14 protein-coding genes are annotated in these 12,725 nt (G+C 71.5%); 7 read left to right on the top strand and 7 right to left on the bottom strand.

Annotated elements, in window-relative coordinates:
* Window positions 1-115: 115 nt before the first annotated feature.
* Window positions 116-349, bottom strand: a complete 234-nt coding sequence (locus ATL45_RS33955) for a hypothetical protein (protein ID WP_246025703.1) — start codon at window positions 347-349, stop codon at window positions 116-118.
* 308 nt (window positions 350-657) lie between these two features.
* Here ATL45_RS33955 and ATL45_RS33950 point away from each other — a divergent pair, with 308 nt between their 5' ends.
* From ATL45_RS33950 to ATL45_RS33940, 3 genes are read left to right on the top strand one after another with little or no spacing between them, the layout of a single operon-like run.
* Window positions 658-870: a hypothetical protein gene (locus tag ATL45_RS33950; RefSeq protein ID WP_235863867.1), complete on the top strand. Its 213-nt coding sequence runs from the start codon at window positions 658-660 to the stop codon at window positions 868-870.
* Window positions 867-1,403, top strand: coding sequence for a DUF6879 family protein (locus tag ATL45_RS33945; RefSeq protein ID WP_093146822.1), 537 nt, complete (start codon window positions 867-869; stop codon window positions 1,401-1,403). Before ATL45_RS33950 ends, ATL45_RS33945 begins: the two co-directional genes overlap by 4 nt.
* On the top strand, window positions 1,400-2,242 hold the full coding sequence (locus ATL45_RS33940) for a helix-turn-helix domain-containing protein (protein ID WP_093146821.1): 843 nt from the start codon (window positions 1,400-1,402) through the stop codon (window positions 2,240-2,242). Before ATL45_RS33945 ends, ATL45_RS33940 begins: the two co-directional genes overlap by 4 nt.
* 2 nt (window positions 2,243-2,244) lie before the next feature.
* Here the strand turns inward: ATL45_RS33940 and ATL45_RS33935 are convergent, their stop codons facing one another.
* Window positions 2,245-3,408, bottom strand: a complete 1,164-nt coding sequence (locus tag ATL45_RS33935; RefSeq protein ID WP_093146820.1) for an MFS transporter — start codon at window positions 3,406-3,408, stop codon at window positions 2,245-2,247.
* A 102-nt stretch (window positions 3,409-3,510) separates the two neighbouring features.
* Here ATL45_RS33935 and ATL45_RS33930 point away from each other — a divergent pair, with 102 nt between their 5' ends.
* Window positions 3,511-3,882, top strand: a complete 372-nt coding sequence (locus ATL45_RS33930; protein WP_093146819.1) for a MerR family transcriptional regulator — start codon at window positions 3,511-3,513, stop codon at window positions 3,880-3,882.
* A gap of 6 nt (window positions 3,883-3,888) precedes the next feature.
* Here ATL45_RS33930 and ATL45_RS33925 read toward each other — a convergent pair whose 3' ends face one another.
* The 4 genes from ATL45_RS33925 to ATL45_RS33910 all read right to left on the bottom strand — a co-directional run bounded on the left by ATL45_RS33925 (window position 3,889) and on the right by ATL45_RS33910 (window position 7,980).
* Window positions 3,889-4,623, bottom strand: coding sequence for a class I SAM-dependent methyltransferase (locus tag ATL45_RS33925; protein ID WP_093146818.1), 735 nt, complete (start codon window positions 4,621-4,623; stop codon window positions 3,889-3,891).
* A gap of 542 nt (window positions 4,624-5,165) precedes the next feature.
* On the bottom strand, window positions 5,166-6,008 hold the full coding sequence (locus tag ATL45_RS33920; protein ID WP_093146817.1) for an ABC transporter permease: 843 nt from the start codon (window positions 6,006-6,008) through the stop codon (window positions 5,166-5,168).
* Window positions 6,005-6,967, bottom strand: a complete 963-nt coding sequence (locus ATL45_RS33915; protein WP_093146816.1) for an ABC transporter ATP-binding protein — start codon at window positions 6,965-6,967, stop codon at window positions 6,005-6,007. Before ATL45_RS33915 ends, ATL45_RS33920 begins: the two co-directional genes overlap by 4 nt.
* Complete coding sequence (locus ATL45_RS33910) at window positions 6,964-7,980, bottom strand: LolA family protein (RefSeq protein ID WP_093146815.1); 1,017 nt, start codon at window positions 7,978-7,980, stop codon at window positions 6,964-6,966. Before ATL45_RS33910 ends, ATL45_RS33915 begins: the two co-directional genes overlap by 4 nt.
* Before the next feature lie 510 nt (window positions 7,981-8,490).
* On the opposite strand from ATL45_RS33910, the gene ATL45_RS33905 reads away from it, so the two are divergent.
* The 3 genes from ATL45_RS33905 to ATL45_RS33895 are packed head-to-tail and all read left to right on the top strand — an operon-like array spanning window position 8,491 to window position 11,267.
* A complete protein-coding gene (locus ATL45_RS33905; protein ID WP_093146814.1) occupies window positions 8,491-9,690 on the top strand; it encodes a homogentisate 1,2-dioxygenase in 1,200 nt (399 codons plus the stop codon).
* Window positions 9,691-9,727: 37 nt separating this feature from the next.
* Window positions 9,728-10,891, top strand: a complete 1,164-nt coding sequence (fahA, locus tag ATL45_RS33900; protein WP_093146813.1) for a fumarylacetoacetase — start codon at window positions 9,728-9,730, stop codon at window positions 10,889-10,891.
* Between the two features lie 46 nt (window positions 10,892-10,937).
* Entirely contained in the window at window positions 10,938-11,267 is a 330-nt protein-coding gene (locus ATL45_RS33895) for an antibiotic biosynthesis monooxygenase family protein (protein ID WP_093146812.1), read from the top strand.
* On the opposite strand, the gene ATL45_RS33890 is transcribed toward ATL45_RS33895, so the two are convergent.
* Window positions 11,246-12,607, bottom strand: a complete 1,362-nt coding sequence (locus ATL45_RS33890) for a WD40 repeat domain-containing protein (RefSeq protein ID WP_093146811.1) — start codon at window positions 12,605-12,607, stop codon at window positions 11,246-11,248. The genes ATL45_RS33895 and ATL45_RS33890 overlap by 22 nt on opposite strands.
* Window positions 12,608-12,725: the final 118 nt, after the last annotated feature.

The raw sequence follows: 12,725 nt of genomic DNA, 5'->3' as shown, positions 1-12,725 counted from the left end.
TTTGTCATTCGCCCGGATGCGCCACCTCCGCCATCTGAGTCCACTGTGGAGTATGGTGGGTCCGGCCCGGTGCGAGTCGGGGTTCAGCACCGGGCCGGAGGTTCGTGGGGCCGCGTCAGGGCGCGGTCTGCCGGCTCTTGAGGAACTCGTTGCACGCCATGCAGGTCGGCGCCGTCCGCCAGTCCATCTCGCTGGGCGAGGCCATCGCGACCTCGGCGCCGCACGCGGCCACGTCCACCGGCTGGCCCTCCCAGCGGCGGCCGTGGAAGGCGTGCCGCGCGAAGACGCCCGTTTCCGGATCCGGAGCGGGCAACCAGTAGTGCCGCTCGGTCTGCTGCAGTCCGATCACGCCGCCGCTCCTGGTGCCGGGCGAGAGGCGGGCGGGAGGGGGATCGTGCCCATCGGGAACCGGCTGATGTTCACGTGCTCGCCCGCCTCTCGGTCTCTGTCCCCCGGTAGTCGCCAGTATGGGAACGAGCGCATCAGCATTTCAAGCAATCCGCGCAATCATCTTGGAATTCCAGCCGAACGGCCGAGTGGATCACGGCAACTGCCCGTCACCCGGTTCGGCTGTCCGAGTTGCGGAGTGCCCCGAGCCTTGACCGAATGCACGTATTGCACGGACGATGCATGAGTCTTCCGAAAGAGGAGGAACAGGTGAAGTTGACCTTCCAGGGAACGACGTCCCACGCCGGAACCTGCCCCACGCTCTACAGCACCGACCAGGGCACTTACGTCGTTCAGGGCTACAAGGTCACCGATCCGGAAGCGCTGGCCGCGTTGCGCGAACGCGGTCTGCCCGATCACGAGACGGCGGTCGAGGTTCCAGCCGCCCTGCTCGACGTCTTCGTGCCGAAGGCGGCGCCGTGAGCTCATGGGTCTTACCGGGCGCGGAGTTCGACGAACTCCTGCGCTCGTTCCGGCATCGGGCGTGGCGGTGGGAGTGCCAGGGCACCTACCGCCAGCCGGCCGAGGCCGAACCCTGGCGGCGCTGGCGGGCCGGTCAGCACGATGACCTGGCCTGGCTGCGCCCCTGGCTGGACCAGGTGGCGTCGGCGACCCGGGCGGGGCGGTTGATCGCCCGGGTGCGCGTCTACCGGGAACCGCCGACCGAATACCAGTTGTGGCAGCTCGACGTCGGCCGCGCCAACGTCGCCGCGGGCGAGGACGTGCGGGTGCTCACCGAGTCCCGCGCTCGCTCGCTGGGCCTGCCCGCCCACGACTTCTGGCTCTTCGACGAGGCGCGGGTTGCGCTGATGCACTTCGAGGACCAGCGGTTCGCTGGCACCGAGATCATCGCCAGCCCGGGGGAGGTGAACCAGTACCGGAACTGGTGGGGCGCCGCTTGCGAGCACGCGGTGCCGTTGTTCGTCTACCGGCACGATCTCGGGAGGCGCCGGTGAGTGATTCCGAAACCCGCCGCCTGGCGTTCGGCGACGCATTGCGGCGATTGCGCGTGGAAGCGGGGTTGTCCGGCAAGCAGTTCGCGCAACGGGCCGGCTGGACCGCGTCGAAGGTCTCGCGGATGGAGACCGCCAACCAGTCGGTGGCCGACGCCGACGTGGTGGTCTACTGCCGGCTGACCGGCGCGGACGAAGCGGTCGAGGCCGAGCTGCGGCAGGAGCTGCGCGAGATCCGGCTGGAGGCGGCGAGCTGGAAGCGCCAGCTGCGCACCGGCAACAGCGCCCGGCAGGAGTACGGCAAGCAGCTGGAGCACGACGCCGAGCGCATCCGGCTGTTCGAGATCGCGATGGTGCCGGGCCTGGTGCAGACCGCCGAGTACGCCCGGCACATGTTCGAGGCGGTGGCGGTGCTGCACGGGAACCGGCTGGACATCGCCGAGTCCGTCGAGCGCCGGATGGCCCGGCAGGAAGTCCTCTACCGGCCGCGGACCGAGGTGCAGATCGTGTGCTCGGAAGCGGGCCTGCGGCATCCGATCGCGCCGCCGCAGGTGATGGTGGGGCAGCTGGACCGGTTGCTGGCGCTGGCGGGCATGTCGACGTTGCGGCTGGCGGTGCTGCCGATGGACGTGCAGCTGAGCGCGGTCCCGCAGCACGGCTTCGTCATCATCGACGAGATGGCCCTGGTGGAAACGGTGAACACGGAGATGACCATCACCGATCCCGAAGACCTGGACCGCTTCGACCGGCTCTTCGACGTCCTGCTGTCGGCCTCCCTCGAAGGCCCGGACGCCCGAGCGCTGCTGCACCGGCTCATCGAGCAGTACAACGCGCTGGGCTGAGCTCAGCTGTCCCGCAACGCGTTCCGCCGGACAGCGATCCCGAACGCCGCGGCGGCCAAGGCCGCTGCCAGCCAGGGCAGCGGTGCCGCGCTGCCCGCCAGGTCGAGCGCCGCCCCGCCGAGGTAGGCGCCCGCCGCGATCGCGACGTTCCAGACGGTGATGGTCAGCGACTGCGCCAGGTCGGCGTCACGTCCGGCGATTCTCGCCGCCGCGGCGGGGAACATCGTCGGCGCACCGCCGAAAGCGACACCCCACACGGCCACGGCGAGCAGCAGCGCCACCGGCCACTGCGCGGCGCCGCCGATCAGCGCCGCGGCGACGGCGACCAGCGATGTCGAGCAGCGGATCAGCAGCTGCAACCGGCGGTCGACGACCGATCCGACGATCCACAGGCCCAGCACGGAGGCGAGCCCGAAGACCAGCAGCGCGGTGCTGAGCAGCCCGATCCGGCCGGCGTCGGCGAGCACCGGGCCGATGTAGGTGTAGAGGACGTTGTGCCCGAGCGCCAGGGCGAACGTCATGACGAGCACGGTGCGGAAACCGGGCGTGGTGAGGACATCCCGGATTCCGGCGCGCCGCTGCACCGACTGCCCGCTCAGCGGCGGGACCTGCCACAGCACCCAGCCGACCAGCGCGACGGCGATCACCGACATCGCGCCGAACGCGTAGCGCCAGCCCAGGAGTTCGCCCAGCACCGTCCCGGCGGGCACCCCGAGGGCGAAGCCGATCGGGGTGCCCGCCATCGCGATCGCCAGTGCCCGCCCGGCCCGCTCGGCGGGCACGATCCGCATCGCGTAGCCGGCGATCATCGCCCACATCACGCCGGACACCGCACCGGCGAGCACGCGGGCCACCAGCGTCAGCGGATACCACGGCGAGAGCGCGGTGACGGCGTTGACCACCGCGAACCCGAGGATCAGGCCGAGCAGCAGGGCGCGCCGCGGCAGCCGCCGGGTCAGCGCGGTCAGCGGGACCGAGGTCGCGGCCGTGCTGATCGCGTAGACCGCGACGAGCTGACCGGCCTGCGACTCCGAAACCCGCAGATCGGCGCTCATCGGCAGCAGCACACCGGCGGGCAGCGTTTCGGTCAGGCAGCCCAGCAGCACCACCGTGGCGAACGCCAGCAGGGCGCCGAGCGGAAGTGCGCGGTTCGATCCGAGTTCCATGCGCCCAACCCTGCGCACCTCACACCGGTGTGAGGACAAGCGTGATCCGGCGCACCCCGGCCGGTTCGGATAATGGCGGTATGCGGACGCGAGGAGGTACGGGTGCGGATCGGTGAACTGGCCGAGCGGACCGGGGTGTCGGTCCGGCTGCTGCGCTACTACGAGGAGCAGGACTTGATCCGCCCGGAGCGCGACGAGCTCGGGCACCGCGTCTACGGCGATGGCTCGGTAGACCGGGTGGGCAAGATCCGCGGCCTGCTGGACTCCGGGATCCCGACCCGGATCATCCGCGACATCCTGCCGTGCCTCGACCGGCCGGGCGCGATCCACATGCGCGTCGTCGCCCCGGAGATGCTGGCCAACTTGGAGCGCGAGCGGGCGAAGATCCAGCAGCGCGTCGAGGCGCTGAGCGACAACCTCTCGGCCATCGACGACTACCTGAGCAAGGCCCGGCCCAACCTCCGCCGGTCGTGATCGCCGTCAGGCGGGGCGCTGGGCGTTGATCCAGAGCACCGGGCCGGTCCGGTGGGTGTGCACGGAGCGCATGCCCGCGTCGTCGAGCTGCTCGGCGATCTGGTCCGGGTCGAAGAAGGCCAGCCCGGTGCGGTCGCCGACCAGCCGCGACACCACGTGCAGGAACCCGTCGTGCGGCGTCGGCACCATGACCGCCAGCCAGCCACCGGGCACGAGCACGCGGCACGCCGCGACCAGGACCTCCTCCGGCGCCGGGATCAGCTGCAGCGCCGCGAAGCTGGTGACCAGGTCGAAGGTGCCCTCCGGGAACGGCAGGTCGCGCGCGTCGGCGCGGATGAACCCGACGTTGCCGGAGGTTTCGCCGCGCGCCGCCCGCGCCAGCATGGGCCGGGAGATGTCCAGGCCGATGGCGAGCCCGTCCGGGCCGACCTGGCGGCCCAGCGCGGCGGTGGCGTTGCCCGGACCGCATCCGATGTCGAGCACCCGGCCGCCTTCGGGCGGGCGGCTGCGGGCCGGGATCCGGTACCAGGCCGGCGCCACCCGGCGGGCGATCGACTGCACGTGGTCGTAGAGGCCGGAACCGGGCCCGGACTCCCAGAAGGACTGGATCGGCCCGGACGGAGCACCGGACTGGCCGCCGAGCAGATCCAGGTAACCGTGCTCGAAGTCCGGGTCGTCCGGGACGGACGTCAGCAGGGGCAGCACGCGGGCGAACACCGGTGGCGTCGATCGGTCGGTCATGCGCGCAGTCCCGCCTCTCCCATGTCCGCCTCTCCGCGATTTTCAGCGGTGGTTGCGTTTCGGGTCGTTCTCGCGTTTCGCGGTTTCTCGTGGCTGGGTTGCATCACGGTCCCCTGAGGTGCGGTTGAGCAGGACTCCGATTGACACAAGGGTGTCGCACACCTTCTACCGCTCAACCCTGGGCAGCCGTCGCGCGGCGTGCCAGGTTCGGCCGATCGGGCGAAAACGTCCTTGCCCGACCCGCCGGTAGCGGGCAAGGTATCGGTCGCACGAAGCGGACGGGGCGCGTTCCCGGCCGGGTGCGGCCTGGCAGGACAACGGAGTCTTGCCAGGCGTCGGGGAAACGGGCCGAGCGCCGGAGCGCTCGACCCGACAACGGAAGGTTTCACGTGCTCCTACACCGGCCGCGGTCGACGCGGACCTCGTGGCAGCGACCGAGCACCACTCGCCTGTTGCTGAAAGCCGCCTGGCTGGAACTCTGCGCAGTGCTGCGCTGACCCGTACGAAGCTCGTCGGCGCGTCGTTCTGCCGCCGACGAGCTCTCAGGCGTCCTTGGTGACCATGCGGACCACCGTCGCGGACAACCCGATGACCAGGTAGCAACCCGCGCGCAGCAGGCCGGTCGTCATCGCCTCCCAGCCGACCGGATCGCGCAGCACGTCCAGCACCGCCGACCAGTCGGTGGTGATCAGCACCGGCTGCAGCCAGTCCAGCGCCGGGATGGTGCCCAGCACGCCGAAGGTGATCAGCCCGCCCATCGTGGCGACGACGACCACCAGCGGGTGCTCGGTGAGCGAGGACAGCGCCAGCGCGATCGCGCCGACCGCCGCCATCTGCACCGCCGTCCAGGCCACCGCCAGCGCGACCCGGCCGAGCGCGGAGCCGAACGACACCGTGGTGCCCGACAACGTCACCAGATCACCGCCGCCGACCACGATCAGCCCGGTGAGCACACCGCTGATCGCCACGACGGACACGGCGAGCACGGCCAGCACCAGCACGCCGAACGCCTTGACGCCGACCAGCCGCACCCGCCCGACCGGCGCCAGCAGCAGGCCGCGCAGCGTGCCGTGCGCCGATTCGCCCGCCAGCGCATCGGCCGCGACCATCGCCACGACCAGCGGCAGCAGCAGTGACTGGGCGAGCATGATGGCGGCCACCGGCAGCACCAGCCCGTTGCCCGCCACTGCCGAGAGGACCGACGGCCCGCCGCGGCCACCGGGTCCGGCGGTGAGCGCGATCGCGGTGCCCAGCAGCACGGGCAGCGCGGCCAGCATCAGCAGCGCGAGCAGGTTGCGCGGGCGGCGCAGCACCCACCGCGTCTCGGCCAGGAGCTGCCGCGCGAGGGGAGCGGATGTCCGCGCGGGTAGGTCGATCGCGGTCACAGCTCTTCCTCCGTCAGTCGTGCGAAGAGGTCCTCCAGACCGGTCCGGGAGCGGCGCGCTTCGCGCACCGGGACGCCGGAGTGCACGAGCATCGCGATCACCTCGTCGGACTCGGCACCGGTGAGCTCCACCCGGATCCACCCGCTCTCCTCGCGGGCTTTGAGGCTCTTGTCGCGCAGCGCGCGCACCGCGCCGTCGGTGTCCGAAGTGGACACCAGCAGGTGCGGCGCGCCGGCTTCCAGCATGCCCGCCAGTTCGCCTTGCGCCACCAGCGATCCGCGGTGCAGCACCGCGACGTGGGTGCAGGTCGCCTCGATCTCCGACAGCAGGTGGGAGGAGACCAGCACCGTGGTGCCCGAGGCGTGCAGCTCGGCGATGATCCGGCGGATCTCGCGGGTGCCCGCCGGGTCCAGCCCGTTGGTCGGTTCGTCGAGCACCACCAGATCGCGCGGCACCAGCAGCGCGGCGGCCAGGCCGAGCCGCTGCTTCATGCCCAGCGAGTAGCCCCGGTACCGGCGGCCCGCCGCGGCGCTCAACCCGACCCGCTCCAGCGCCTGCTCGACGACATCGCGGATCTCCGGGCCGCGCAGCGCGGGTTCCATCACCGCGCAGCGCAGCAGGTTCTCCCGGCCGGACAGGAACGGGTGGAAACCGGGCCCTTCGACCAGCGCGCCCACCCGGGGCAGCACCCGCCCGGCGTGCTCGGGCAGCTGGTGCCCGAGCAGCTCCACGGTGCCCGAGCTCGGTGCGGTGAGCCCGAGCAGCATCCGGATCGTGGTGGTCTTGCCCGAACCGTTGGGCCCGAGCACACCGACCACACCCCCCCGGGGGACGGCGAGGTCGACGCCGGCCACCGCGACGGTCCGCCCGTAGGTCTTGCGCAGGCCGGTGGTGCGGGCGGCGAGGCCGCCGTCCGCGATGGCGGACGACGACCTCGCCGGATCGACCGCGCTGGTCATCGGACCTCGCCGAGCGCAGCGACCAGCACCTGCTCGGGCACGGCGCCGACCGCGACCCGCCCGTCGGAGGTCAGCAGCGCGTTGCCGGCCGCCGTGCCGAGGATCCAGCCGTTGCCCCACGGCCCGCTGACCGGCTTGCCGGTCCGCTCCGCGACCTGACGCAGCTCCGGGCTCTCCGGCACCTTGGTGACCAGCGTCGAGTCCCAGCCCTCGCCGACGACCTGGTGCTCGGGCACCGCGTGGTCGCCGGGCTCCGGCGCGTGCCGCGAGCCGTCCTCGACCTTCGCGCCCGCCGGCGGTTCGAACCGGAACAGGCCGGGATCGGGGGCGGTCATGTCGAGGCTGGTGAAGCCGATCTTCAGCGCCGGATCGGCAGAACCGTTGGTGAGCACCGAGAGTTCCAGCGGAACGCGCTTCTCGGCGTCCACCGCGACGCGCACCTGCCGCAGCAGCGTGCGCTCGGTCGGCTTCGGGGTGAGCACGAGCTCGTAGGCGTCGCGGCCGGCGACGCTGGCCGTGCCGTCCACCGAGACCTCGCTGGTCTTGCGGAGCTCGCCGATGATCCCGCGCGCCGCGGCGGCCGGATCGGCGGGAGCCCCGTGCCCGGCGCGCTCCGGGTGCTGGGTGCGGGTGGCGGTCTGCTCGCCGGAATCCCACTTCCACGCGGTCGTGCCGTCGTCGACCATCGTCAGCTCGCCGCCGTGCGAGGGCACCGACACGCGGTGGCGGCCCTGGCCGTCGGCCCACACCTGGAACCGGTTGGTCCCGTCGGCGAGCAGCTGCGACGCCTCGCCACCCGGCAGTGCGGGCAGGCCGAGTGCGTTGTCCACCGACACGGTGCCGGTGAGCGCCGGCGGATCGGCGCGCATCACCGACTCCACGAGCTGTTCGGCCGCCACCGGCGGCAGTTCCGGGGCCGCACCGGCACCGGCGGGCAACGCCAGCACGGTCAGGCCCAGCACTCCGGCCGCCGTGCCCGCGGTCGCGGTGAGCACCACGCTTCTTCGCTTCATCGAGTCCTCCTGTCGAGTCCTGGGTCCAGCGTGACTGATGTGCGCTGAGATAACGCTGAGACGCTGAGAGCGGGCTCAGCCGGCGGAGCGGAGGAAGGATTCCTCCCGGGATGAAACCGTCTCTCAACCGGCGCCCGGAAGGGGCGAAGAGTGGTTTCTCACCGGGGTGCGGTGCCCGGAGCAGGACGTGCGGTCCCCGACCCGGTGAGCTTCCACGGAGTCGATCGCGGATGTGCGTTTCCCGAGCAACGGTGTGGCGGTGGCCGGGCACGTGTACACCCCGGACGCCGCGCGACGCCGGAGCGGTTGCCCGCCGTGGTGGTCGGGCACCCGATCGAGCTGGGGGAGTTCCTCGAGGCGGGCCGCCGGAACCTGACACTGAGCCGGGGTGGGGTCGTCTCAGACGGGGCTCGACGCGGCTGCCCGTGGTAGTAAGTGCGGTGACTGGTTTTGCCCCCGGGGTGGTGGCGGACGAGCCGGACTCCGGGGCCGCTGCGAGGAGACGGGTCGATGGCGTACTACCGGCAGATCGGCGAGGTCCCGCCGAAACGGCACACCCAGCACCGCAGGCCCGACGGCGGCCTCTACTACGAGGAGCTGATGGGGGAGGAGGGCTTCTCCAGCGACTCCTCGCTGCTGTACCACCGCAACCTGCCCTCGGCGGTGGTCGATTCCACCGTCTGGGAGCTGCCGGACCTGGAGACCGAGCCCAACCACCCGCTGCGCCCGCGGCACCTGAAGCTGCACGAGCTGTTCGGCGGTCAGGAGTGGCAGCGCCACGACGTGGTCACCGGGCGGCGGCTGGTCCTGGGCAACGCCGACGTGCGGATCTCCTACGCCGTCGCGGGCGCTGCCTCCCCGCTGTACCGCAACGCGATCGGCGACGAGTGCGTCTACGTCGAGTCCGGCGCGGGCGTGGTCGAGACGGTGTTCGGCGCGCTGCCCTTCCAACAGGGCGACTACGTCATCCTGCCGCGGGCAACCACGCACCGCTGGGTGCCGCAGGGCGAGGAACCGGTGCGCGCGTACTGCATCGAGGCCAACTCGCACATCACGCCGCCGCGCCGCTACCTGTCGAAGTTCGGCCAGCTGCTGGAGCACTCGCCCTACTGCGAGCGCGATCTGCTCGGCCCCACCGAGCCGCTGCTGGGCGCGGGCACCGACGTGGAGGTGCTGGTCAAGCACCGGGGCAGCCGCGGCATCGTGGGCACCCGGTTCGTCTACCCCGAGCACCCCTTCGACGTGGTCGGCTGGGACGGCTGCCTGTACCCCTACACGTTCAACATCGCCGAGTTCGAGCCGATCACCGGCCGGGTGCACCAGCCGCCGCCGGTGCACCAGGTCTTCGAGGGCCAGAACTTCGTGATCTGCAACTTCGTGCCGCGCAAGGTCGACTACCACCCGCTGTCCATCCCGGTGCCCTACTACCACTCCAATGTGGACTCCGACGAGGTGATGTTCTACTGCGGCGGGGACTACGAGGCGCGCAAGGGCTCCGGCATCGGGCAGGGCTCGATCTCGCTGCACCCGGGCGGTCACTCGCACGGCCCGCAGCCGGGTGCCTACGAGCGCAGCATCGGCGTGGAGTTCTTCGACGAGCTGGCGGTCATGGTCGACACCTTCCGCCCGCTGGAGCTCGGCGAGGGCGGCCGCGCCGCCGAGGACCCCGGTTACGCCTGGACCTGGGCGGGGCGGGGGCCGCAGGGGTGAGCACCTCGATGCGCTGCGGAGGAGGGACCGGCTCGTGATGGACATCCCGGACGGCTCGCTGTTCGGACTCGCCAACCTGCCCTACGGCGTCTTCTCCACTCCCGGGAGCGCTCCGCGCGTCGGCGTCCGGGTGGGCGATTCCGTCGTGGACCTGGCGGCGGCGCTGGGCGAGGAGGTGTTCGCGCAGCCGACGCTGAACGCGTTCATGGCCCAGGGCCACGACCGCTGGGTGCGGGTGCGGCAGCAGATCACCGAGCTCGTCTCGGGCGATGTGCCGGACGGTGCGGTGCACCCGGTCGCCGAGGTGCGCATGCACCTGCCGGTCGAGGTCGCCGACTACGTCGACTTCTACGCCTCCGAGCACCACGCGACCAACCTCGGGCGGCTGTTCCGCCCGGACTCCGAACCGCTGATGCCGAACTGGAAGCACCTGCCGGTCGGCTACCACGGGCGCGCCGGAACGGTGGTGGTGTCGGGCACCGACGTCGTCCGCCCCAGCGGTCAGCGCAGGGCACCGGGCGAGGACGCGCCGACCTTCGGCCCGTGCCGCCGCCTGGACGTCGAGGCCGAGCTCGGGTTCGTCGTCGGCACCGGCTCCGAGCTGGGCACCGCGGTGCCGATCGCGGAGTTCGCCACCAGGGTGTTCGGCGCGGTGCTGGTCAACGACTGGTCGGCCCGCGACATCCAGGCCTGGGAGTACGTGCCGCTGGGCCCGTTCCTGGGCAAGAGCTTCGCCACCTCGGTCTCGCCGTGGGTGGTCCCGCTGCTCGCGCTGGAGCAGGCGCGGGTGGCGACCCCGGCGCAGATCCCCGAGCCGCTGCCGTACCTCAAGGAACCGGAGCCGTGGGGCCTGGACATCGACCTCGCGGTGTCCTGGAACGGCCACGAGGTCTCCCGCCCGCCCTACCGCGAGATGTACTGGTCCCCGGCCCAGATGCTGGCGCACCTGACGGTCAACGGGGCCGCCAGCCGCACCGGTGACCTCTACGCCTCGGGCACCGTGTCGGGCCCGGAGAAGCACCAGCGCGGTGCCTTCATCGAACTCACCTGGGGAGGTGCGCAACCGGTGCGCATCGGCGGCCAGGAGCGCACCTTCCTCGAAGACGGCGACGAGGTCACCATCACCGCCACCGCCCCCGGTGCCAACGGCACCAGGATCGGCTTCGGCGAGGTGACCGGCCGCGTCCTGCCCGCGAGCTGACGATTATTCGTTCGAACCGCGGCGGTTGCGGTCGTAGGCTTGGCCGGTGACCTTCACCCGGCCCGAACCGCCGTACTACGCGGTCATCATCAGCAGTGCACTCAACGACGAGGACCTGGACGGCTACGACGCGATGTCCGAGCGCATGGCCGAACTGGGCGCGCGCCAGCCCGGGTACCTGGGCCGGGAGTCGCAGACCGGACCGGACGGCCGGGAGCTGCTCGTCATCTACTACACCGACGCGGAATCGATCGCGGCGTGGAAGCAGGACCCCGAGCACCTCGAAGCGCAGCGGCTCGGCAAGGAGCGCTGGTACGCCGACTACCGCATCGAGGTCGCCAGGGTCGAGCGCGCTTACGGCTTCGAGCGCGCCTGATCCCCGCGCCGGAGCCCGGCGGGCGGCTCGTCCGGCAGGCCTACGCGGAAGAGGTGGATCTCGTCCTCGGCGATGGCCGCCAACCGGGCACCGTCGGGAGACCAGGCGAGGGCGTGGGGGTGGAACCCGTCCTGTGCGAGGTCCTTCGACGGGTATCGCATGATGAGCTCGCGATCGGCCACCCGGTAGATGTCAGGCGTGCTCTTCCACTCGTCGTTCCAGTCCTCCGCCGCCACGGCCAGGTACGCGCCGTCCGGGCTCGCGGCCACTGCGCTGAGCCAGTCGCCGGGCACGGTGATGGTGTCCAGGATCGTTCCGGTGGCGGGCTCTATGACGTGCACCTCCGAGTCGTGGGCGACGAACATCCGGGTCTCGTCCGCGCTGAACGCCACGTCCATGACCAGGTCGGAGGACTCGTCGCCGAGCCGCACCGCGCGATCGGGCGAGGACTGCCCGGAGACGAAGTCCACCCGGCCGTCGCCGAACTCGACCCGGAAGGCGCCGGTGCGCGAGCGCACGCGCCCCGGCTGCACCGGGAGGTTGGTTTCGGTGTTGGAGTCGAGGTCGTAGGCCCACGGGCGGACCTCGTCGTCCTCGTCCTCCTTGAGCGTGATCACGTGCTGCCCCGGTGCCCACATGATCTCCCGCCCGGCCGCTGCGGGTGAGGTGCGGAGCCGCTCGGACCAATCGCCCGTGTCGTAGACGACCAGGTCGCCGTCCTCGCTGGTGGCAGCGAGAAGGCGGCCGTCATCGGAGAAGGCGGACGTCACGATGTGGGGGTAGTCGTAGCCGGTGAACGGGGTGAGGACGGCCTCCGGTGCAGTGAGATCCGGTACGTGCGGGGCGTCGTCGGCGCGCAACCGGCGGGCCGGGTTCGGGTAGTACCCGCCTTTCCAGCTCAGACCGGGCGCCAGGTGCTCCAGCCAGCGCGGATCGGTGACCCGCACCTTGTAGTCGGCCTGCACCAGACGGTCCTCGTCCGGCCCGCTGCCGTCCAGTTCGCCGGTCTGCTCCTGGCACGAGGAGATGTGCTCCCAGTCCTCGTCGGAGAGCGGGTGGTTGCGGACGGCGAGGCGCTCGACCTCGTGGACGAACCACCGGGCGTTCAACGCGAGCCAGCCGTCGTCCGCGAACTCCTGCCAGGCGACCGCACCGCCGAGCGGACCGCCGCCGTCCGCACCTTCCCACAGCAGGGACAGGAAGAAGCCGGTGTCGTCGGGCAGTTCGGCGTGCCACCTGCGCTCGGCGTCGTAGTCGATGACGAAGACCCGGAGCGTCACCCACCACCGGTCCGGAGCAAGGTCGAGCACTCGCGCTTCGTAGAAGGGGTGGACGGACAAAGACGCTCCTTCGGCTGGAAGTCCGGCGCCCCAGGATCGCAGCACCGCGCTCCGGAGGTGACTCGAACGGCGGAACCCGCAGATCTCGGCGCTGTACCGATCAGGTCAACTTCTGGGT

Source organism: Saccharopolyspora antimicrobica (genome assembly GCF_003635025.1).
GTDB classification, from domain to species: Bacteria; Actinomycetota; Actinomycetes; order Mycobacteriales; family Pseudonocardiaceae; genus Saccharopolyspora; species Saccharopolyspora antimicrobica.
Note: the sequence above shows the minus strand (reverse complement) of the source record. Positions and strands in the feature narration are given on the sequence as shown.